Below are 21,559 nucleotides of genomic sequence, written 5' to 3'. Positions count from 1 at the left end.
GCCTATGAAAGCAGTTGTAGATATTGTAATTATCGGCGCTGGTATGGCCGGTCTTTGCGCATCAGTGGAAGCCGCTGCTGCGGGAGCGAGTGTGATAGTTTTAGAAAAACAACCTCAAATTGGTGGTAGTTCATTATTAAGTGGTTGTTTTATGGCATTTGCAGGAACAGAATTTCAAAAACAACATGGAATTACTGATTCAGCAGACAGTTTAATAGAAGATATGTTGCAAGTTGGGCAGTATAAAAATGATCGTACTCTCGTTGAAACATATGGACAGCACCAGTTAGAAACATACAATTGGCTTGTTAATCAAGGTGTACAATTTATAGATTGTCAAGCAGTGAGTGGCCATACAAACCCACGTGGGCATACGATTGTCCCCAATCAGGCAATTGATATGTTAAAAAGTAGAGCAATCGAACATGGCGCAAAAATATATACGGATGCTGTAGTTACTCGTCTAGAAAAAAGAAATGAGCGTGTTGAGCAAGTCCATGTAACATATAGAGGTCATTCATATGTTGTGGAAGCACGTAAAGGTATTATTATCGCCTCAGGTGGTTTTTCCCGTAGTGAAGACTTACTTGAACACTTTGCTCCCGGGCTAACTAATACAATACGTTTGGGTGGAGTAGGAAACACAGGGGACGGCATCAGGCTTGCATGTGAACAAGGTGCATGGTTACGAGATACTCCATATTTAAAAGGCACATACGGATTCCATCCTAGCTCTACGAATGACAATAAACGCCAAGCTCATACTTTTTATAAAGGAGGCGTTATTGTGAATGAGCAGGGCGAACGTTTTGTAAATGAATCTATATCCTATAAATTACTAGGAGATGCAGCATTACAACAGTCGGATCAAAGTACTTTTCAAATTTGGGATCAAACAGTAATGGATAAAGGTGTAAAAGGAGATGCATTGTATGATTTTGCATCACTTGAAGAACTAGGTTTAATGGAACGTTCTGAATCTATCGAAGCATTAGCAACAATAATTGGAGTTCCACCCTCATCGTTACAACAAACGATCAGCAGTTATAACGAAGCGGTCGATACAGGAAATGACGTATTGGGTAGAACAACACTTACGCATACATTTGGAAAACCAACAAAAATTAGAACAGCTCCTTTTTATGCGATGAATACCTCAACGGCCATGCTAGCTACATATGCGGGTGTAACAGTGAATGAAAAGGCAGAAGTGTTAAATCCCTTTAATGAAAGTATTCCAGGTCTTTTTGCGGCAGGCGAAGTTGTAGGGGGCTTCCATGGTGCAGGATATATGACGGGTAGTTCACTCGGAAAGGCAGCAATATTTGGTCGCATAGCTGCTAAACAAGCAATCCAACAATCGAATGTAGAGGAGGCGTTGGTGTGAAAATTTGGCACCAAAGTTTAACATCCATTGAAGACATTCCAGTTTATCGAGATGCCGTTGTAAATCATTTATCTAAAATCGCACGTCCAGATGTAGATGTTGTGTTACATGGTATGTCGAAAGAGACTTATCCCCAGCAATATCCGGGACATTTTATAACGTACAATTATTTACAAAGTTTGCATAAGGAACAATTCATTAGAAATGCAATGATAGCTGAAAAAGCTGGCTATGATGCCGTTTTTATTGGTACGATTCCTGACGTAGGGTTAATCGAAGCACGATCAATTGTTGATATTCCTGTGATAGGTTACGGGCAAGCATCGATGCATATTGCGTCGATGCTTGGAACAAAGATTGGTATTGTGAATTTTCTAGTTCCACTTGTTGACCAGTTACGTTTCAATGCTCAACAATACGGCTTGGGGGAAAAAGTAGGTCCGATCATCCAGGCGGATATTGGCTTCTATGATATTTTAGAGGGCTTTGACAATCCACAACCGATTATCGAAAAGTTTACAATAGCTGCTCAACAAGCTATAGCGCAAGGTGCGGATGTAATTATTCCTGGTGAGGGGCCGATGAATATTTTCTTGGCAAACTTTGGTATTCATCATGTGGACAATGTGCCGATAATAGATTCCTTTGGGGCAGGTATTAAAATGTGTGAAACGATGGTAGATCTATATAAAATCAGTGGAATGTCCATGGCCCGTACAGGATTTTTCAATGAAAAACCACCTGCTGAAGTTTTAGAAAAGATACGCAGTTATTATAACCTACCAGATGTGTCAGCTGATATGGACTTTGGTTTATCAATTCGTTCAGTAACCAGTTCAGTATAAATAAGAGAGCATCTTTCTACACATCCAAATGTGTAGGAAGATGCTTTTGTTTTCTACATTGATGAACTAAAGTAGAACTTATATAATTTTTCTGAGAGTTTAACTAATAGATTTACTCAAAAGTGAAAATAGAGAGTGAAGAAATTATAATTTCTAGTAAGTGTTCCTCCTAAAAAATAGACTCTCGCTTTTTTTATAAAATAATCCTAACCTGTATGCCATATGGGTTGGACTGCAAACACCATGGAATTATTAAGAAAAAAGTGTTGATCAAAAATAGCTGTCGTCCCCTTATTATAATATATCTTTGAATTTCTTATATTTTTAGTATAATAGAAATGTAAGCGTTTTTATTTACAAAGGGGATGAATGAAATGAATTTTGATTTAACACAGGAGCATAAAATGATCCGCAAAACTATTCGTGAGTTTTCGGATGAGGTTGTAGCGCCAGGAGCGATTGAGCGCGATAAGACGAAAGCTTTTCCAAAAGAAATCTTTAAACAGTTAGCCGACATGGGGATGATGGGCTTACCGTTTTCAGAAGAGTATGGCGGAGCAGGTGCTGATACAGTTAGTTTTGCAATCGTGACAGAAGAGTTGAGTAGAGCATGTGCTTCTACAGGAATCACTTATTCTGCACATATATCGCTTGGTGGAGCTCCACTTAATCTATTTGGTACAGAAGAGCAAAAACAAAAATATTTGGTTCCAGTATGTACAGGCGAATCCTTTGGGGCTTTTGGTTTAACGGAACCTAATGCAGGATCAGATGCAGGCGGTACACAGACAACGGCTAAAGAAGATGGCGATGATTATGTTATTAATGGAAACAAAGCTTTTATAACGAATGCTAGCTATGCAAAACACCTAGCATTAACAGCAATTACGGATATCAAAGATGGTAAAAAAGAAATTTCTGCAATAATTGTGCCTACGGATGCAGAAGGCTTCTCTGTAATTGATAATTACGAGAAGATGGGTCTAAATGCATCTAATACAACTGAGCTAGTATTGGAAAATGTAAGAGTACCAAAGGAAAACCTACTAGGGGAGAAAGGGCAAGGATTCAAGCAATTCCTTGTAACTCTTGATGGTGGCCGAATTGGTATTGGAGCAATGGCAGTTGGAATTGCACAAGCAGCTTTCGACAGAGCGCTACGTTATTCTAAAGAGCGTAAGCAATTTGGAAAAACACTTTCCGAGTTTCAGGTAACGCAATTTAAATTGGCAGATATGGCGATGAAAATTGAGCTAGCACGTACAATGGTCCATAAAGCGGCATGGTTGAAAGATCAAGGACGTGCTTTTGGGAAAGAAGCTTCTATGTGTAAACTATATGCATCCGAAATAGCAATGGAAGTAGCGGATCAAGCTATTCAAATACATGGTGGATATGGCTATATGAAAGAGTACGAAGTAGAGCGCTATATGCGAGATGCAAAATTACTAGAAATTGGTGAAGGAACTTCTGAAGTACAAAGAATGGTAATTGCTCGACATATTGGGTGTTGATAGTAGAAAATGAGCTAAGATTATGTCTAAAATGTCACAATCTAAGAAAACTTCTCTCCTAAGACTTTTAGTTTTCTTAAGAATGCAGTACAATATTAATGTTGACTAATTCTATATTAGAAAAGATTGTATTAAAAGGGAGGGTTAATTATGCAAAAAAATCCAATAATTCCATTTATCTTAATTATGGCTTTTGGTATTGGTTTAATTTTCTTCTTGTCTATGGATGGTGTAGGAAACAAAGAAGAAATTGCTGCAACTGAAGAGCATGCAGAAGGAACTGAAGGCGGAGAAGCTTCAGCTGGAGAATTTGATCCAGAAGCTTTAGCTCAAGGGAAATGTATCGGTTGTCATGGTAATAGTTATGAAGGCGGCATGGGTCCAGCTTTAGTTGGAACTGCATTGTCTGAAGACGAAGTAAAAGACGTTTTAGCAAATGGTAAAGGTGCAATGCCAGCTGGATTAGTACCTGAAGAAAACATTGACGCTATGGCGGCATGGGTTAAATCTTTAGAATAGTATGTAACTAAAAGACCTTTGATTCTGTAAAAGAATCGAGGTCTTTTTTCTTTTTTGCTATAATAGTTAATGAAGAGGTGTTGAAACAATGAATGCAAAAAATTTGTCGACTAGACTGAGAACAGTCGCTACCTTTGTAAAAGAAAATACTACTTTGGCGGATATCGGTAGTGATCATGCTTATTTACCATGTTTTTTGGTACATGAAGGTGTCATTTCTAAAGCTATTGCCGGAGAAGTAGTCAAAGGTCCATTTGAATCTGCTCAAAAACAAGTAATAAGTGAAGGACTTCAAAATAATATTGATGTTCGTTTCGGGAATGGTTTAGAGGTCATCACGGCTAACGACAATGTCCAAACGGTTACTATAGCTGGAATGGGTGGTCCACTTATAGCTTCTATCCTAGAAACCGGAAGAGAAAAACTTACCACTGTGGATACATTAATCTTACAACCAAATGTTCATGCGAAAGCTATACGAGAGTGGGCTATTCAAGAACAATGGAAGATAGACCAGGAAGTAATTTTAGAAGAACACGATAAAATTTATGAAATTCTTGTATTAGTAAAAGGGCAAATGAAACTTTCGGAAAAGGAATTATTAGTTGGACCAATTTTGAGTAAAGACAAATCGCCTGTATATCTAAAGAAATGGACCAATGAGGTAAATGAATGGCAACGGATTGTAGATGAGCTTAACAAATTACAAGGAACTGAAGTACAGCAAAAGAAACAATTACTCGAAAACAAAATTGCCTTAGTAAAGGAGACTTTATAAGCGATGAAGGAAACAAATGGGCAACATATTATTTCCCTTTTCGAACAATGGGCACCAAAGTCTTTGGCAGTTGAAGGAGATCCAGTAGGTCTTCAAATTGGGACTCTTAACAAAACTATAACTAAAGTGTTGGTTACTTTAGATGTAAATTTAAAGACAGTAGAAGAAGCTATTGTAAATGGTTGTGAGCTAATTATTGCTCATCATCCTCCTATTTTTCGCGGATTGAAAAATATGCGAACAGATTTACCTCAGGGCATGTTAATAGAGAAATTGATAAAGCATGATATTGCTGTATATGCTGCGCATACGAATTTAGATATTGCTGCAGGTGGGGTAAATGATTTACTTGCTACTGCTTTGCAACTAGAAAACATAAATATTCTAGAGCAGACTAGCTCTGAACAACTAATGAAGCTGGCGGTCTTTACTCCTAAGCAATCAACAGAGCTAGTTAGAACAGCATTAGCAATTGCTGGTGCTGGTCAAATTGGAGATTACATGGATTGTAGCTTTACTTCAGAAGGAGAAGGAAGGTTCAAACCCTCTGGCTTAGCAACTCCTTTTATTGGACAAGCGAATGAATTAGCAGTAGTAGAAGAAGATAAAATAGAGGTTGTTTTTCCTATCTCTATGAAAAGTAAGGTGTTAAAAGCATTACTGACAAGTCATCCATATGAAGAACCTGCTTATGACTTAATATTGCTCAATGAAAAAGGTCTTGGGAGAATTGGAACACTAATGCAAAGCCAAACATTAGCTGACTACGCAGAATTAGTTAAAAAACAACTGAATGTACCTTTTGTTCGAGTGGTAGGAAATTTGACGAAGGAAGTTAAGAAAGTTGCTGTTCTTGGTGGAGATGGCAATAAATATATACAGACCGCTAAAAGAGCTGGAGCGGATGTGTTTGTAACAGGTGATTTATATTTCCATGTGGCACAAGATGCAGAAGCTATAGGTTTAGCAGTTATAGATCCGGGTCATCATGTGGAACAAATTATGAAAATTGGTGTTGCGGAGTATATGACTAAGGTTTGTATGCAACACAAACTTGCTGTTGAATTCATCCCATCCAACATTTCAACGGAACCCTTTCAATTGATTTAATAGAATATAAACAAAAAAGCTGCTCTCTAGTGAGCAGCTTTTTTTATTTAACTGGATAAGGTTCAATTCGATCTACTGGTTTTGGTACTTTAATTTTAGGTAGAATTTTGGATGGTATTGTTTTTTTCGTTGTATCGTGAGTTTCCGGGTCGTTTGGATCATACTTTTCTAAGAATTGAATAACTTCTTTTACTATTGGAGTAGGTGTGGAAGCACCTGCTGTCACTGCAACATGAGAAATATTATCCAACCATTCCAATTGTAGTTCGGAAATGTCGCCAATTCGGTAAGAAGGTGTTCCAGCGATTTCCTCTGAAACTTGTGTCAATCTATTAGAATTGTTACTCATAGGATCACCAACTACTATTAAAAGTTCCGCATCTCCAGCTTGTTCAGCAACCGCTTCTTGACGAACCTGAGTAGCCAAACAAATTTCTTTATGGACTTCAATATGAGAGAACTTCTCTTCTAATTTCTTCATTAAATCCACAACATCCCATTGAGACATTGTAGTTTGATTGGTAACGAGTAATTTATCGGTCTTAATAGTTAAATTCTCAATGTCCTCTAACGATTGAACTAGATGTACCTTGTCTGGAGCTACACCTATTGCACCTTCTGGCTCTGGATGACCTTTTTTACCAATATAAATAATGTCATAGCCTTCAGCTGTTTTTTCTCTTATGAGATCATGCGTAACTGTAACATCTGGACATGTAGCATCTATTGAAACAAGGCCCTTTTTACGAGCTAACTCTTTCACTTCTGGTGAAACACCATGTGCGGTAAAAATAACCGTACCTGTATCGACTTTTGATAATATATCTAAGCGATTTTCTCCGTCTAACGTAATTATGCCATCCATCTCAAATGCATCTGTTACATGTTTGTTGTGGACGATCATTCCCAAAATATATATTGGCCTTGGCAGAGAAGTATCTAATGCAGCATTTCGAGCAATTACCATTGCATCCACTACACCATAGCAGTATCCTCTAGGCGAAATTTTTTGAACTAACATTTACGTAACTCCCTTCAATACGAGCATACTCATATTATAACGGAGCGGCTAGACGATTACAAAACTTTAAATTGGAGGCTGGAAAATTCTAGGTATTGATGCTCCGTTTGTTAGAGAAGCAGCAGTACTAGTTGCTCTCGCAGCTGTTGAAGCAGCTGCAGCAGCACCTAAATTACCAGTAACGGCAGTAGTAGCAGCTGGTACAGATTGAAAACCACGGTATAATTTTAACAGTGCCGGTACATTTTGTATCATAGGAGCAAATTGTCTAACCATTGGTGTAAGCTGCTGGGCAGTATTTAAGAATTTGTCGGCTGTTTGTAGGTAACCCATAGTTTTCGATACTGGTTGACCTTGTTGAAAGCCTCCTGTTGGAGCAGCAGACTGAAATTGACTAAAAAAGTTAGTAGCCGGACCTGCAGGTGCAGTTGGTGGTGGTGGAGGGGGAGCAGCCTGATTCCCTCCCCAAAAATCAAAAGAATTATTTGGAACATTCTGAGGACTTGAATTAGACATGCCAAAAAAGTCATTTCCCTGATTTTGGGCAAACGGATAAAAAGATTGGTAACGCATTTTTTCATCTCCTTTCGAACAGCAAAGACTATTATATTCTATGCAAATTGTACGTTTTATGTACAATCGTGGTACAATAAAGAAATGTGAGGGAGTGACGTACAATGTCAAAATATACAGATTATAGTTTTCAGCCTTTTTTATTAGATGCAATAGAAAAATTAGGCTTCCAAGAACCAACGCCAATTCAAAAAGAAATGATTCCACTTGTATTAAAGGGGAAAAGTGCGATTGGTCAAGCACATACTGGAACAGGAAAAACACATAGTTTTTTAATCCCAATTGTTGAAAAAATAGATGCTAGTAAAAGAGAAGTACAAGCAGTTATTACATCACCAACAAGAGAGCTTGCAACGCAAATTTATAAAGAGTTGAACAAGCTAGTAGAAGGCACAGATATTCAAACAAAATTATTTATTGGTGGAACGGATAAAGCTCGTTCAATCGAAAAATTAAAAACTCAACCACAAATCGTAGTTGGAACGCCAGGTAGACTTCGTGATCTTACTGTAGAGCAAGCACTACTTGTTCATACAGCAAAAGTTTTAGTTGTAGATGAAGCTGACTTAGCTTTCGATCTTGGCTTTATCAATGAAATTGATCAATTTGCATCTCGTATGCCTGATAAATTAGAAATGTATGTATTTTCTGCTACAATTCCAGAAAAATTACAACCTTTCTTAAAAAAATATATGGATTCACCAGTCCATATAAAAATAGGCGAGAAACGTCGAGTAGCAGAGGGTATTGAATTTATTGTAACTCCGGTTCGAAGCAAATCTAGAAAGAAACGCTTGTTGGATGTAATGGAAGGTATTAATCCATACTTAGCCATTATATTTACAAATACGAAACAACATGCAGACGAAGTAGCGCATTATTTAGAAGGAAATGGTGTCAAAGTTGGTGTTGTTCATGGCGATATTTCACCTCGTGATCGTAAACGTGTGATGAAACAAATACATGAACTAGAATTCCAATATATCGTGGCAACCGATTTAGCTGCTCGTGGTATTGATATTCCTGGAGTAAGCCATGTGATTAACTATGAACTTCCAGATGATTTAGAGTTCTTCGTTCACCGCGTAGGCAGAACAGCTCGTGCTGGCATGACTGGGATCGCAATTTCTTTATATGAACCATCAGACGAAGATGCTTTAGTGCGCCTTGAAAAAATGGGGATTCCACTAGAGCATAAGGATGTCGTTAATGGTGAATGGTCTGAACTTAAAGAACGCCATGCACGTAAAAATCGTACAAAAAATGAAAATGAAATAGATGCAATCGCTAAAGCCCAAGTTCGTAAGCCTAAAAAGGTTAAACCAGGCTACAAACGTAATATGAAATGGGAAATGGATATTGTGAAAAAAAGAGAAAGACGTATTAAAAACCGCAAGAAATAAGGAGTTGTCATCATGTTATTAGGTTCACATGTTTCGATGAGTGGAAAAGAGATGCTACTGGGTTCAAGTAAAGAGGCTGCATCATATGGTGCAAATACTTTTATGATATATACAGGAGCACCACAAAATACTAGAAGAAAACCAATTGAAGAATTGAATATTGACGCTGGTATCGCTCATATGAAAGAAAATGGGATGTCCAATATCGTCGTGCATGCTCCTTATATCATCAATTTAGGTAATACAACAAAACCTGAGACTTTTGCTCTTGGTGTAGAGTTTTTACAAAAGGAAATTGAAAGAACTGCTCATTTAGGTGCTACTCAAATTGTATTGCATCCAGGAGCTCACGTAGGAGCAGGAGTAGAAGCAGGTATTGCTAGAATTGTTGAAGGTTTAAATGAAGTGCTGACAACCGATTGGCCTGTTCAAATAGCTTTAGAGACGATGGCTGGAAAAGGCTCAGAATGTGGTCGCACTTTTGATGAACTTGCACAAATTATCGACGGTGTTGTAAATAATCATCGATTGTCCATTTGCATGGATACTTGTCATATTCATGATGCTGGTTATAATATCGTGGAAGATTTTGATGGAGTCTTAAATGAATTCGATAAAATAATTGGTATTGATCGTTTAAAAGTACTTCATATCAATGATAGTAAAAATGTATGTGGAGCAGCAAAGGATCGACATGAGAACATCGGTTTTGGTGAAATTGGATTTGATGCTTTGCAGTACATTGTGCACCATCCTCAATTGATGGAAATCCCTAAAATTTTAGAAACGCCTTTTGTTGGTGTAGACGCTAAATCGAAGGAAGCTCCATACAAGCATGAGATTGAAATGCTTCGCTCAAAACAATTTAATGCAGAAGCAATAGATGCGTTGCGCTAACATGCAAGAGCACGTTCTTTTCAAATTAAACGCTGTTTTCTAGATGATTACCGCGCTTATTTATAGGGGTGTTGGTTGGTTGTAACGAGATGTTACAACCAACCAACATCTCTTTTTTCTATAATCGTGTATGGTGTTTTTTATATACATCGCCCACTAACTTCGGTCCACAAGAGGCGAGGACGGTGCAGCGTTCGTTTGTATCGGAAATCAGTAAGTATTATTGTATTGCAATTACCTATTTTAGATAGAAATTTTCAGGTATTAACTTCTTTCATCCAAAAGAAGTTGGTGCTTTTTCTTTAATTTCTTTATAAAGTTCCATAGCACGTTGTTCCCCAAGTATTTGAATTAGTTTTTGTTGGATAGCAAGCGGAACGCCAAATAAAAGCCAGGAAAGGGAAATTTCTTTTAGTAATGGATAGACACTTTTTAATTCTTTGTCGGAAATTTCTATATCAAAGCCCTTTACGATTGTCTTAAACTCCTTAATAGAGCATGTTTGTAACTGTTGAACAAATTTATGGATATCCAGAATAACATCCTTCCAAGTAATTTTTATTTACACATGGTGCAATATGGACTATACTAATACTTTGTAAATCGTAATCATTCTTAATTAGAATCGAGGAAAAATAATGGGAAGCCCATTGATCAACTTACATAACATTTCGTACCAATACGAACAAACTAAGGCATTAATCGATATTAATCTTACTATTGCAGAAGGTGACTTTCTTGCGATTATTGGACCTAATGGTTCTGGTAAGTCTACATTATTGAAAATAATACTAGGATTATTAAAACCAACGAGCGGTGAAGTACTTCTTTTTGGGAAGCCAGTTAATCAGTTTAAAGAGAAAGAACGCATTGGGTATGTTTCACAAAAGTCCAATTCGTTTAATACCGGATTCCCGGCAACGGTGACTGAGGTAGTTAGAAGTGGTTTAGTAAAGAAGACAGGGTTATTTCATCGATATCCTGCAAATGTTAACAAACAGGTAAGACAAGCGTTAAAATCAGTCGGTATGGATGAATATTCTATGAAAAATATTGGCGATCTTTCTGGAGGACAGCAACAGCGTGTTTTTATCGCTAGAGCATTAATCAGTAATCCAAATGTATTGATACTTGACGAGCCAACCGTTGGAGTAGATAGCAAAAATGTAAAATCTTTTTATAATATGTTAAGTCATTTAAATCGGGAACATAATATTACCATTGTGTTAGTTACCCATGATGTCGATGCAGTATCCAAAAGTATAAGTCACGTTGCTTGTTTGAACCAGCGAATTCATTTTCATGGTTTTAAAAATGAGATGGACCAGATGAGTGATGAACAATTAGAGGCTTGGTATGGACACGCAGTTCGTAAAGTCGATCATCAAAGTGAGGTAAAATCATGATTGACTCTATTTTTCACTATGAATTTTTACAAAATGCTTTTGCCTCAGGTCTAATCATCGGTTTTATCGCTCCACTATTAGGGGTTTTTATAGTTGTTCGTAGACTTTCGTTAATAGCTGATGCTTTGAGTCATGTAACATTGGCTGGTATTGCTGGTAGCTTATATTTGAGTCAGTCTGTCGGGGCATTGGCCCTATTAAACCCATTATATTTAGGAATAGTCGCATCTGTGACTGGGTCGTTGTTTATCGAGAGATTAAGAAGATTATATAAACACTATGAGGAACTTGCTATACCTATTATCATGTCTGCTGGCCTCGGTTTTGGAGCAATTTTCATCTCATTAGCAGAAGGATTTAGTTCGGACCTATTTAGCTATTTATTTGGTTCCGTATCTGCAGTAAGTCGTCAGGACTTGTGGATTATTATAGGCATTGCATTAATTGTCATAGTATTTTTAAGTTTATTTTTTAAAGAATTATTTGTACTTTCTTTCGATGAGGAATATGCGAAAGCATCAGGACTTCCTGCTAAATGGATTCATGTATTATTTATGATAGTGACGGCATTAGTTATTGCAGGGTCGATGCGAATTGTAGGTATCTTACTTGTTTCCTCACTTATGACACTGCCTGTTGCTGCTGCTATGCGTATATCTAAAAGCTTTAAACAGGCGATTTTGCTATCTGTTATATTCGGTGAGTTGTCTGTTATTGTTGGATTGGTTAGTGCATTTTATTTGGATTTAGCGCCAGGTGGAACAATTGTTGTTACTTCAATTATCATTTTACTTCTAACTATTTTTTCTAAAAAGATAGGGAGCAAGGGAGCTGTTTCAGGGTGAATATAGAAAAAGCATGGGATATTTTAAAAAATGAAGGATTTAAAAAAACAGATAAACGCGAGCAAATACTAAGCATTTTTACCGAAACGGAAAAGTATATAACTGCTAAAGATATTCTGAATGTGATGAAAAAAGAACATCCCGGGATGAGCTATGATACAATTTATAGAAATTTAAGTACCTTTGTAAATCTGGGAATATTAGAAGAAACCGAGTTAACAGGAGAGAAACATTTTAGAATGCAATGTGAGGCTGATCATCATCACCATCATTTCATCTGTATGTCCTGTGGCAATATTAAAGAAATTCCATTTTGTCCAATGGAAGTATTGCAAAATGCTATACCAGGCTACGAAATAGAAAACCACAAATTCGAAATCTATGGCAATTGCCCATCCTGTCATTAATAAAAAGTAGCGTAGACCAGTATAAGGTCTACGCTACTTTTTTTGTATATTGCTTAATCACTCAATCCAACGGATGTATTTTCATATTCCTTGTTCATAAGAGCCTTATATATAAAATCTGCTACATTTGCTCTAGTAATAGTTCTACCTGTGCTTGGCACACCCGTTAAAGCCTCTTTATAAACACCTGTAAATTCTTTATCGTTCAAACCCATAGGGCGTACAATTGTAAAGGTTAAATGATTATTTCTTATATAACTAACTGCATTCGAATGATCAGTTAGCACATTTTTAAGCATTTTTATCATTAATTTGCCCATTAAACCTGGTATCTCATTTTCTATTCCTGCCGAGGCAACATAGACAATGCGTTGGACATTATTAGCGACCATTCCGTCAACAACATTCTTTGTCATCTCTTCTAACTGGGTAGATTTTTTCATGCCAGTTGTAGAGCCTAGACAAGAAATAACAGCTTCCTTACCTGCAATAGCTTCTTTAACGGCCGCTTTATCAAAAGCATCACCTTGGATAATAGTTAAACGTTCATGCACCAATTCTAATTTCGAAGGGGACCTCACAAAAGCGGTAACTTCATGTCCTTTATCTAAAGCTAGTTTAGTAAAATGCTTTCCGACACCACCGTTTGCCCCAAATACAATAATATTCATACTCTATTCTCCTTCATATTTAAGATAGCATTGCTCTAGTTATTTTAATGTTAAAAGTAAACAAGTTCTAACCCATAAAAATAGAGTATAAAACCTCAGCGATTTTATACTCTATTATCTATTTCAGCTAGCCTAACTATTCACATGAAACTCTGAAGTTTTACTTTATAGCCATTGAAAATTCTTTTTCAATCCAGTTATTCGCTTCAATCCAATTATTCACTCGGATAACACGAGATGGTACTGGCAACTGATTATATGGTGTATTAAATAATATTACGGGAATATCAAGTTCCTCACTAATTTCAACGGCATTATCGTGTTTGTCTTCAAAAAATGCATGAACACCATGTCTTCGAGCCGTCTCTATTTTGTTATGTGTGCCAATCAGTTCAATATGATCGTATAACAACTCTTGTTGTTTAAACCAATCTAGTGTAATGTCCATGACATTATCACCACGAGCAGAGATAAAATATAACTCGTATTTTTCTTTCCAAGCAGATAATACAGCGTGTGCATCTGGTTGAATAGGGGATGTGGCATAAATAGTAGCTTCAGCTTTTTTAAACCATTCGTAAAATTCTTTTTGACTTACTGGAAATGCCTTCGTTAAATCATATTCTTTAATATCTTCTAACTGTAAATTACATTTAAATGCTTCGTTAATATGAGGAAGTAAAGAAGTAGGGGATGTTACTGTCCCGTCTATATCGATACCAAATCGTATATTCGTCAATTACACCATTCCTTACACTTGTGTTTTTTCTTGCTTTTGCTGCTCTTCTAGCTCTTTGTTTGCAAAATATTCTGCAGCAAGTTTGTCTATTTCTACTTTAAGTTCTTCGACCATTGTTTCTTCAGGTACTTTACGCACTGTTTTGCCTTTCATGAATAACAGACCTTCACCACGTGCGCCTGCGATCCCTATATCTGCCTCACGAGCTTCTCCTGGGCCATTAACTGCACAGCCAAGTACTGCAACTTTAAGAGGGGCTTTAATGTGCGAGATATATTCTTCTACTTCATTTGCAATTTTTATTAAGTCAATTTCAATACGTCCACAAGTAGGGCAAGAAATTAGCGTAGCTGAATTAGAAGATAGTCCGAAAACTTTTAGTAATTCGCGTGCTACTTTTATTTCTTCTACTGGGTCTGCACTTAAGGATACACGCATTGTGTTACCGATTCCCATGCTTAAAAGTGTACCTAATCCAGCGGCACTTTTGATTGATCCTGAGAAAAGGGTACCAGATTCTGTAATTCCTAAGTGAAGAGGGTAGTCAAATGCTTCGGATGCTTTACGATAAGCCTCTACAGCCAATGTTACATCCGATGCTTTCATGGAGACGATGATATCATGAAAGTCTAAATCTTCTAGTATTTTAATATGATGTAACGCACTTTCTACCATTCCATCTGCAGTTGGATAACCATATTTTTCTAAAATTTTTCTTTCAAGGGAACCAGCATTTACTCCTATACGAATTGGAATACCTTTTGCTTTAGCTGCATTTACAACTGCTTCCACTTTTTCTTTACGGCCAATATTACCTGGGTTTATACGTATTTTATCAGCACCCTGCTCTATTGCGATAAGTGCTAACTTATAGTCAAAGTGAATATCTACTACTAAAGGAATATTAATGCGTTTTTTTATCTCGCCAATCGAGTAAGCTGCACGTTCATCTGGACATGCGACACGTACGATTTGACAGCCTGCTTCTTCTAAACGTAAGATTTCAGCAACTGTTGCTTCTACATCATGTGTTTTTGTTGTTGTCATACTTTGTATAAATAGCTCGTTGCTTCCACCTATTGTTAAGTTTCCAACTCGTACTGGACGAGTTTTGGAACGATGTATTAATCCGCTCATGAAATTCTCTCCTTCTTGAGGCATATGCCATCACTATTCACCATTTTATCAGTCTTTCCAATGAAATGACAAGAAAGAACGCTCTATTTTACATTATTTACATTCAGTTGACGAAGTATAGGTAGGTAAAAGAACATTTTCGCCTGCTTTAAACGCCTGATTTATAAAATGTGGATTAAGCGTGTAGAAGTCAGTAAATCTCTCCGTATAGGTGATTGTTTCACTAGAAGGATATAGGGCAAATAATGAATGTAGTGTATCTCCAGCCATAACTTCCACAGTTATATAATCTAACTCTTTCTCACATGTTACTGGTTGAGAGGAGTAGGCTAGTGGGATAGTTCCTTCGATCAAATCTACTTTAATAATATAGAAAGAAACTAGTAATAGAATAGTTGCTACAAATATTTTCATAAGAAAACCCCCTTACTCTTAATCTATGCGAGGTAAGGGGGTACTATGTATTATCTTTTCACTGGATAGTATTTAGTCGTTAAAAAGATAATTATCAAAGTTAGTGTATAGATTACTAATTGAAGATAGTTGTTTGAAACTTGTAAAATAGCCAAAATAATAGAGATTATCATTGGAATTGTACTTGCAAAGAGAGTAGTTCTCCAAATATGACGAAATTCACCTTTTCTCTTTCTAAGCAGAAGAATAATACTACCTATATATGCAAATATACTTATACGAACAAAAATTAACATAGTGTTTAATACAAATAAAAATATAAAGGAGAATGGATATAAAAGCCATTGAATCTGGGCAAAATATTCTAGTAAACCTTCCATCGATTGTTGTTGGTCAGAAATTCCGTTGATGAAATAAATAAAAGAAATAATGGACATGATAAATATATAACTAAATATATATTGCATTACTTTGCCAATCGGTATAAGTCTAAAAGCAGCCATTTTTTTAGGACTATATAAGCTAGATTTAAATAATTGAAATAAACTCAAATGTTGTCACCCTTTCAATCTCATTCTAACATTAAGCAAATAAAAACATAAAGTAGCATTTGCTTTGTTAAGAAATTGTAAAGAATGTTTTAAACTATTTACAATACGTTGCTGCTTACTGAATAATAGAGAAGTATGTGAAAATTGTCGAAAATGGGAGTTGAGTATAGAGTGGAATTAAATTGGCAGGAAATACTCTTTCAATTTTTTGGTGGGCTGGGTATTTTCTTGTTCGCAATTAAATTTATGGGTGATGGACTTCAAAAAGCTGCAGGCGATAAACTTCGTGATATTTTAGATAAGTATACGACTAACCCATTTATGGGTGTATTAGTAGGTATTATTGTTACTGTGCTTATTCAGTCTAGTTCTGGTACAACAGTTATTACTGTTGGTTTAGTAAGTGCCGGATTCATGAAGCTTAGACAAGCAATCGGTGTAATCATGGGTGCAAATATCGGAACTACTATAACTGCCTTTATCATCGGTATTGATGTTGGTGCTTATGCTTTACCTATTATGGCAGTTGGGGCATTTTTGTTGTTTTTCTTTAAGAAGAATAAAATCCAAAATTTAGGGGAAGTTATTTTTGGATTTGGTGGATTGTTCCTTGGCCTCGAATTAATGAGTGGTGGGATGAAGCCGCTTAGAGAATTGACTACCTTTACTGATTTTACACTTAGTATGAGTGATAGCCCTATTCTCGGAGTATTAAGTGGGACTATTTTCACGTTGGTCGTACAGAGCTCAAGTGCAACGGTGGCGATTCTTCAAGGACTTTATGCGGAAAACCTTCTTTCTTTACAAGGATCACTTCCAGTTTTATTTGGAGATAATATTGGTACAACTATTACAGCGATACTTGCTTCTTTAGGTACATCAGTTGCAGCTAAGCGTGCTGCGGCTACACATGTATTATTTAATGTAGTAGGTAGTATTATATTTTTAATATTGTTGACACCTTTTACAATGTACATTGAATGGATTTCCGGTGTACTTGATCTGGAAAATAAAATGCAAATAGCATTCGCACATGGATCATTTAATGTAGCCAATACAATTATTCAATTCCCGCTTATTGGAGCATGGGCTTATCTCGTTACTAAACTTATCCCTGGTGAGGATGTTTCAATCGAATATAAACCAAAACACTTAGATGTTCACTTTATTGAACAATCACCATCTATCGCTATTGGTCAAGCAAAAGAAGAAATATTGCGAATGGGTGCATTAAGTGTGCAAGGACTAGAAACGACATACGCTTATTTAAAAACAAACCTTAAAAAAGATGCAGATTTAGGTTATCAAATAGAAGATGCATTAAATAACTTAGATCAAAAAATTACAGATTATTTAGTGAAAATCTCATCACAACCTTTATCAGTACAAGATTCTAATAGACATAATATATTAATGGACACAGTTCGGGATGTAGAAAGAATTGGAGATCATTTTGAAAATATCATAGAATTAGTCGATTATAAAGAAGTGAATCGTTTATTCCTTACGGAAGATGCTATAAAAGATGTGTCGGAAATGTTCGAGCTTACAATAGAAACTGTTTCTATATCATTGGAAGCATTAGATACGAGCAATGTCGAATTGGCGAAAAAAGTGTCAGAACAAGAAAATGTAATTGACAAAATGGAACGTCAGTTTAGAAAAAATCATATTCTACGTGTGAACCAAGGCACTTGCTCTGGACAAGCAGGAATTGTTTTTGTTGATATTTTAAGTAATTTAGAACGTATAGGCGATCACGCTTCCAATATTGCGGAAACTGTATTAGGTAAAAGAATATGATAGATATAATTGGTTGGATATTAATCATTTTATGTTTTATCGTTGCTTTTATCGGCACGTTTTATCCTATAATCCCATCGGTTGTGTTTATGCTACTGGGATATGTTGTATATGGATTATTTTTCTCTTTTGCAGAGCTGACCTGGTTGTTTTGGGTAATTCAAATTCTTTTTGTTGTATTACTATTCGGAGCGGATATGGCGGCAAATGCTTTTGGAGTGAAAAAGTTCGGAGGGACCAAAGCTGGAGTGTGGGGAAGTACTGTTGGGCTCCTTTTTGGCCCATTTGTTATCCCTGTAGCGGGTATTTTAATAGGACCCTTTATTGGTGCTGTCTTGGCAGAACTGATTGTGACACGGCTTGGTTTAAAACAAGCGATTAAATCAGGAGTAGGTTCTTTAATAGGATTTTTAACTTCTTCATTAGTAAAGATTATTGTTTTAGTGATAATGCTTATTGTGTTTATATTCTTTGTGTAATTTCAGTCAAAAGTATGATTATAATTATTTTAGTCGATTTTAATTGAACGATTGTTCATAGTTTGATACGCTAATACATGGAAAGAATTTTCTAAAATATTCTTTAGGAGGAAACAATAATGGCATATGAATTACCAGAATTACCTTACGCATATGATGCACTAGAACCACATATCGACAAAGAAACGATGAATATTCATCACACTAAACACCACAATACTTACGTGACTAACGTAAATAACGCACTTGCAGATCATTCGGATCTACAAGGCAAATCAGTGGAAGAGTTAATCGCTAATTTAGACGCTGTTCCAGAAGCAATCCGTACTGCAGTTCGCAACAATGGTGGCGGACATGCTAACCACTCATTATTCTGGCAAATCTTATCTCCAAACGGTGGCGGAAATCCAACAGGAGAATTAGCTTCAGCAATCGACGCTAAATTCGGTAGCTTCAACGCATTCAAAGAAGAATTCGCTAAAGCTGCTACAACACGTTTTGGTTCAGGTTGGGCTTGGTTATCAGTAGCTAACGGAGAATTAGAAGTTTCTTCTACAGCAAACCAAGATTCACCGATTATGGAAGGTAAAACTCCATTATTAGGTTTAGATGTTTGGGAACATGCTTACTACTTAAACTATCAAAACCGTCGTCCAGACTACATCGGTTCTTTCTGGAATGTAGTAAACTGGGATGAAGTATCTAAACGTTTCACTGCTGCAAAATAAGAATTTTGCTAAAGTAACGTAACATCTATAATAATTGAAACTTTGCACACACTTTTTCGTCTAAAAGTGTGTGCTTTTTATGTTACACTGTTCATATGTAAATTATTTAATAAAGAAGGTGAACTCATGCGAAAAATTCCAAATAAACGTGCACAAAATATGAAGGCTAAACAACGAGCAAATATTACATTTCGTATGAACATACTATTTTTCTCGATATTTATCCTCTTTACTATGCTAATACTCCGATTAGGCTATCTCCAAATTGTTAAAGGTGAAGATTACACCCGAGAATTAGCCCGTACCGAGGAAGTACCAGTAAACACTAGTGTTCCCCGTGGTCGTATTTTCGATAGTGAAGGACGTATAATGGTTGATAATCTTCCACAGCGAGCTATTACATATACCAAAATGCAAACAACAAAATCCGAAGATATGTATGAAATTGCAGAAGAACTAAGTCTATTAATAGAAAAAATACCAGCAGGAATTACAAAGAGTGATTTGCAGGACTTCTGGTTAAAAGAAAATCCAGAGGAAGCTCTCGAGTTAGTGAGTGATAAAGAGAGAAAAAAAATAGAAGCAAATGAAGACTTAGACAAAAAAGAGAAAAGTAAAGAAATCAATCGTTTAACTAGAAGCAGAATTACGGAAGAACAACTGAATTCATTTACCCCCGAACAATTAGAAATCATTGCTATTTATCGAGTGATGGCTTCTGGTTATGCATTATCTCCTCAAATTATTAAAGGAGATGACGTTAAGGAAGAAGTTTCAGTGGAAGAATTTGCGCGGGTTTCTGAAAGACTTGGAGACTTAGAAGGAGTAAACACCACGACAGATTGGCGCCGAGTGAAAAATTCATCACTGGCTATCCTAGGCACCACAACACTACCGAAAATAGGTATTCCAAAAGACCGCTTAGATTATTTTCTAGCTCGTGATTATTCTCGAAATGATCGGGTTGGTACAAGTTATATTGAACAACAGTATGAAGAAGTTCTTCAAGGTCAAAAAAGTGTTGTAAAAAATATTACGGATGGAAAAGGAAGAGTAATTGATATTCAAACTGTTTTTGAAGGAGAGCCAGGCAAAGATTTAGTGTTAACAATGGATAGTGAAGTTCAATTAGCACATGAAGAAATTCTTGCAAAAGAACTACTTAAATATAGCAATAGCTATGGTGGTAAGTATTTAGAACATGCTTATTTTATAATGATGGATCCTTACACAGGTGAGGTGCTTTCGCTTGTAGGAAAACAAGTCGGGCGTAATGAAAAAACGGGAGCAAAAGAAATTCAAGACTATGCATTTGGTGCATTTACCAATGCATATGAAATGGGATCCACTGTAAAGCCCGCTACTGTACTTACAGGTTATCGCGAAGGTATATATTCCATTAATGGTACGTTAGTTGATGAACCTATCCGTATAAAAGACTCAGCACCTAAGAGTTCCGTATTTAATAGATCTGGTAGCATTCGAGTGAGTGATTTACAAGCGTTGGAACGTTCTTCCAATGTGTTTATGTTTAAAACTGCATTTGGAGTAGCTGGTAAAAACTATGTGCCTAATCAGTCTATCAATTTTGGAACGGAAGCCTTTCTTAAAATGAGAAGTGGTTATGCTCAGCTTGGACTTGGTTCATTAACTGGTATTGATCTGCCTGGAGAAGTGAACGGGGAGACAGGTGGATTTGCAGATGGTAAGCTACTTGATCTGAGTATTGGTCAGTATGATACGTACACTACATTGCAGCTTGCGCAATTTGTTTCTACCATAGCAAACGGAGGAAACAGAATTCAACCTCATGTAGTCAAAGAGATTAGAGAACCTTCTGAAGATGGTGTTCAATTAGGGTCAGTAGTAAAAGAAATGACTCCAACCATTTTAAATACTGTAGATAACTCACGTGCAGAAATTGAACAAGTTCGTAAAGGTATGCAACGTGTGTATTTTGGTGATAAAGGTACAGCTAGAGGCGCATTTGCAAATGCTCCATTTACAGGTGGAGGAAAAACAGGAACTGCCCAAGCTGGCGAGTTTGATGCAGATTTATGGCAAACATTGAAAACTGTAAATTTAACGCATATTGGTTTCGCTCCCTATGATAATCCTGAAATTGCGTACGCACTTGTTATTCCAGATGCTTCTTTAGAATCATCTTACAAAACCAATTTCTCTACAGGGATAGCAAGAGAACTTGTGGATAAATATTTTGAAATTAAGAAAAAAAATAAAGAGACAGAGGAAATTGATTCCACTTCTACTTCTCTTATAAAACCGGCATTTACAAATGCTAAAATTGATGAAGAAGAAAACGATTAATATA

Annotated in this window: 22 protein-coding genes; 15 read left to right on the top strand and 7 right to left on the bottom strand. The window is 36.4% G+C overall.

The genetic code is table 11. The annotated features are described in order from the left end of the window. Positions 1–4: 4 nt before the first annotated feature. The 6 genes from MHI47_RS11355 to MHI47_RS11330 all read left to right on the top strand — a co-directional run bounded on the left by MHI47_RS11355 (position 5) and on the right by MHI47_RS11330 (position 6,153). On the top strand, positions 5–1,387 hold the full coding sequence (locus tag MHI47_RS11355) for an FAD-dependent oxidoreductase (protein WP_340830875.1): 1,383 nt from the start codon (positions 5–7) through the stop codon (positions 1,385–1,387). Next, on the top strand, positions 1,384–2,232 hold the full coding sequence (locus MHI47_RS11350; protein WP_340830874.1) for an aspartate/glutamate racemase family protein: 849 nt from the start codon (positions 1,384–1,386) through the stop codon (positions 2,230–2,232). Before MHI47_RS11355 ends, MHI47_RS11350 begins: the two co-directional genes overlap by 4 nt. A 374-nt stretch (positions 2,233–2,606) precedes the next feature. After that, a complete protein-coding gene (locus tag MHI47_RS11345) occupies positions 2,607–3,746 on the top strand; it encodes an acyl-CoA dehydrogenase (RefSeq protein ID WP_340762696.1) in 1,140 nt (379 codons plus the stop codon). A 150-nt stretch (positions 3,747–3,896) separates the two neighbouring features. Further along, positions 3,897–4,265 (top strand): cytochrome c550, encoded by a 369-nt coding sequence (cccA, locus tag MHI47_RS11340; protein WP_093538370.1) that lies wholly within the window; start codon positions 3,897–3,899, stop codon positions 4,263–4,265. Between the two features lie 88 nt (positions 4,266–4,353). Then, positions 4,354–5,043: a tRNA (adenine(22)-N(1))-methyltransferase gene (locus MHI47_RS11335; protein ID WP_340830873.1), complete on the top strand. Its 690-nt coding sequence runs from the start codon at positions 4,354–4,356 to the stop codon at positions 5,041–5,043. A 3-nt stretch (positions 5,044–5,046) separates the two neighbouring features. Continuing rightward, entirely contained in the window at positions 5,047–6,153 is a 1,107-nt protein-coding gene (locus MHI47_RS11330; protein ID WP_340830871.1) for a Nif3-like dinuclear metal center hexameric protein, read from the top strand. Between the two features lie 43 nt (positions 6,154–6,196). On the opposite strand, the gene MHI47_RS11325 is transcribed toward MHI47_RS11330, so the two are convergent. Continuing rightward, positions 6,197–7,174 carry a 4-hydroxy-3-methylbut-2-enyl diphosphate reductase gene (locus tag MHI47_RS11325; RefSeq protein WP_093538373.1) on the bottom strand — a complete coding sequence of 326 codons (978 nt, stop codon included), beginning with the start codon at positions 7,172–7,174 and terminating at the stop codon, positions 6,197–6,199. A gap of 66 nt (positions 7,175–7,240) precedes the next feature. Further along, a complete protein-coding gene (gene vrrA / locus MHI47_RS11320) occupies positions 7,241–7,747 on the bottom strand; it encodes a VrrA/YqfQ family protein (protein ID WP_340762691.1) in 507 nt (168 codons plus the stop codon). A 104-nt stretch (positions 7,748–7,851) separates the two neighbouring features. Here vrrA and MHI47_RS11315 point away from each other — a divergent pair, with 104 nt between their 5' ends. The 5 genes from MHI47_RS11315 (at position 7,852) to MHI47_RS11295 (ending at position 12,705) form a co-directional block, all read left to right on the top strand. Beyond that, positions 7,852–9,150 carry a DEAD/DEAH box helicase gene (locus MHI47_RS11315; protein WP_093538375.1) on the top strand — a complete coding sequence of 433 codons (1,299 nt, stop codon included), beginning with the start codon at positions 7,852–7,854 and terminating at the stop codon, positions 9,148–9,150. 12 nt (positions 9,151–9,162) lie between these two features. Beyond that, on the top strand, positions 9,163–10,047 hold the full coding sequence (locus tag MHI47_RS11310; RefSeq protein WP_340830870.1) for a deoxyribonuclease IV: 885 nt from the start codon (positions 9,163–9,165) through the stop codon (positions 10,045–10,047). Positions 10,048–10,685: 638 nt separating this feature from the next. Then, positions 10,686–11,453 carry a metal ABC transporter ATP-binding protein gene (locus tag MHI47_RS11305; RefSeq protein WP_093538377.1) on the top strand — a complete coding sequence of 256 codons (768 nt, stop codon included), beginning with the start codon at positions 10,686–10,688 and terminating at the stop codon, positions 11,451–11,453. After that, positions 11,450–12,298, top strand: a complete 849-nt coding sequence (locus MHI47_RS11300) for a metal ABC transporter permease (RefSeq protein WP_093538378.1) — start codon at positions 11,450–11,452, stop codon at positions 12,296–12,298. Before MHI47_RS11305 ends, MHI47_RS11300 begins: the two co-directional genes overlap by 4 nt. Beyond that, a complete protein-coding gene (locus tag MHI47_RS11295) occupies positions 12,295–12,705 on the top strand; it encodes a Fur family transcriptional regulator (protein ID WP_340762687.1) in 411 nt (136 codons plus the stop codon). The genes MHI47_RS11300 and MHI47_RS11295 overlap by 4 nt, the downstream gene beginning before the upstream one ends. A gap of 53 nt (positions 12,706–12,758) precedes the next feature. Here the strand turns inward: MHI47_RS11295 and MHI47_RS11290 are convergent, their stop codons facing one another. The 5 genes from MHI47_RS11290 to MHI47_RS11270 all read right to left on the bottom strand — a co-directional run bounded on the left by MHI47_RS11290 (position 12,759) and on the right by MHI47_RS11270 (position 16,217). After that, a complete protein-coding gene (locus MHI47_RS11290; protein ID WP_340830868.1) occupies positions 12,759–13,376 on the bottom strand; it encodes an NAD(P)-dependent oxidoreductase in 618 nt (205 codons plus the stop codon). A gap of 160 nt (positions 13,377–13,536) precedes the next feature. Beyond that, the gene (locus MHI47_RS11285; RefSeq protein ID WP_093538381.1) at positions 13,537–14,115 is read right to left on the bottom strand and encodes a hypothetical protein; all 579 of its coding nucleotides are present in this window, start codon (positions 14,113–14,115) and stop codon (positions 13,537–13,539) included. A gap of 12 nt (positions 14,116–14,127) precedes the next feature. Continuing rightward, the gene (ispG, locus tag MHI47_RS11280; protein ID WP_093538382.1) at positions 14,128–15,252 is read right to left on the bottom strand and encodes a flavodoxin-dependent (E)-4-hydroxy-3-methylbut-2-enyl-diphosphate synthase; all 1,125 of its coding nucleotides are present in this window, start codon (positions 15,250–15,252) and stop codon (positions 14,128–14,130) included. A 93-nt stretch (positions 15,253–15,345) separates the two neighbouring features. After that, the gene (locus MHI47_RS11275; protein ID WP_093538383.1) at positions 15,346–15,666 is read right to left on the bottom strand and encodes a hypothetical protein; all 321 of its coding nucleotides are present in this window, start codon (positions 15,664–15,666) and stop codon (positions 15,346–15,348) included. Between the two features lie 50 nt (positions 15,667–15,716). Next, positions 15,717–16,217: a DUF1189 family protein gene (locus MHI47_RS11270; RefSeq protein WP_340830867.1), complete on the bottom strand. Its 501-nt coding sequence runs from the start codon at positions 16,215–16,217 to the stop codon at positions 15,717–15,719. A 171-nt stretch (positions 16,218–16,388) separates the two neighbouring features. Here MHI47_RS11270 and MHI47_RS11265 point away from each other — a divergent pair, with 171 nt between their 5' ends. The 4 genes from MHI47_RS11265 (at position 16,389) to MHI47_RS11250 (ending at position 21,555) form a co-directional block, all read left to right on the top strand. After that, positions 16,389–18,020 carry a Na/Pi cotransporter family protein gene (locus tag MHI47_RS11265; protein ID WP_340830866.1) on the top strand — a complete coding sequence of 544 codons (1,632 nt, stop codon included), beginning with the start codon at positions 16,389–16,391 and terminating at the stop codon, positions 18,018–18,020. Further along, entirely contained in the window at positions 18,020–18,499 is a 480-nt protein-coding gene (locus MHI47_RS11260; protein WP_340832042.1) for a DUF456 domain-containing protein, read from the top strand. Before MHI47_RS11265 ends, MHI47_RS11260 begins: the two co-directional genes overlap by 1 nt. 119 nt (positions 18,500–18,618) lie before the next feature. Next, positions 18,619–19,227: a superoxide dismutase gene (locus MHI47_RS11255; RefSeq protein WP_340830864.1), complete on the top strand. Its 609-nt coding sequence runs from the start codon at positions 18,619–18,621 to the stop codon at positions 19,225–19,227. A gap of 126 nt (positions 19,228–19,353) precedes the next feature. Beyond that, a complete protein-coding gene (locus tag MHI47_RS11250) occupies positions 19,354–21,555 on the top strand; it encodes a peptidoglycan D,D-transpeptidase FtsI family protein (RefSeq protein WP_340830863.1) in 2,202 nt (733 codons plus the stop codon). Positions 21,556–21,559: the final 4 nt, after the last annotated feature.

Source organism: Psychrobacillus sp. FSL H8-0487, assembly GCF_038008385.1.
GTDB classification, from domain to species: Bacteria; Bacillota; Bacilli; order Bacillales_A; family Planococcaceae; genus Psychrobacillus; species Psychrobacillus psychrotolerans.
The sequence above is the reverse complement of the archived record's forward strand: the minus strand, read 5'-3'. Positions and strand labels throughout refer to the sequence as shown.

Coding starts and splice junctions, on each gene's coding strand:
- MHI47_RS11355 (WP_340830875.1), top strand. CDS start 5: ATGAAAGCAGTTGTAGATATTGTAATTATCGGCGCTGGTATGGCCGGT.
- MHI47_RS11345 (WP_340762696.1), top strand. CDS start 2,607: ATGAATTTTGATTTAACACAGGAGCATAAAATGATCCGCAAAACTATT.
- cccA (WP_093538370.1), top strand. CDS start 3,897: ATGCAAAAAAATCCAATAATTCCATTTATCTTAATTATGGCTTTTGGT.
- MHI47_RS11335 (WP_340830873.1), top strand. CDS start 4,354: ATGAATGCAAAAAATTTGTCGACTAGACTGAGAACAGTCGCTACCTTT.
- MHI47_RS11330 (WP_340830871.1), top strand. CDS start 5,047: ATGAAGGAAACAAATGGGCAACATATTATTTCCCTTTTCGAACAATGG.
- MHI47_RS11325 (WP_093538373.1), bottom strand. CDS start 7,174: ATGTTAGTTCAAAAAATTTCGCCTAGAGGATACTGCTATGGTGTAGTG.
- vrrA (WP_340762691.1), bottom strand. CDS start 7,747: ATGCGTTACCAATCTTTTTATCCGTTTGCCCAAAATCAGGGAAATGAC.
- MHI47_RS11315 (WP_093538375.1), top strand. CDS start 7,852: ATGTCAAAATATACAGATTATAGTTTTCAGCCTTTTTTATTAGATGCA.
- MHI47_RS11310 (WP_340830870.1), top strand. CDS start 9,163: ATGTTATTAGGTTCACATGTTTCGATGAGTGGAAAAGAGATGCTACTG.
- MHI47_RS11305 (WP_093538377.1), top strand. CDS start 10,686: ATGGGAAGCCCATTGATCAACTTACATAACATTTCGTACCAATACGAA.
- MHI47_RS11300 (WP_093538378.1), top strand. CDS start 11,450: ATGATTGACTCTATTTTTCACTATGAATTTTTACAAAATGCTTTTGCC.
- MHI47_RS11290 (WP_340830868.1), bottom strand. CDS start 13,376: ATGAATATTATTGTATTTGGGGCAAACGGTGGTGTCGGAAAGCATTTT.
- ispG (WP_093538382.1), bottom strand. CDS start 15,252: ATGAGCGGATTAATACATCGTTCCAAAACTCGTCCAGTACGAGTTGGA.
- MHI47_RS11275 (WP_093538383.1), bottom strand. CDS start 15,666: ATGAAAATATTTGTAGCAACTATTCTATTACTAGTTTCTTTCTATATT.
- MHI47_RS11255 (WP_340830864.1), top strand. CDS start 18,619: ATGGCATATGAATTACCAGAATTACCTTACGCATATGATGCACTAGAA.
- MHI47_RS11250 (WP_340830863.1), top strand. CDS start 19,354: ATGCGAAAAATTCCAAATAAACGTGCACAAAATATGAAGGCTAAACAA.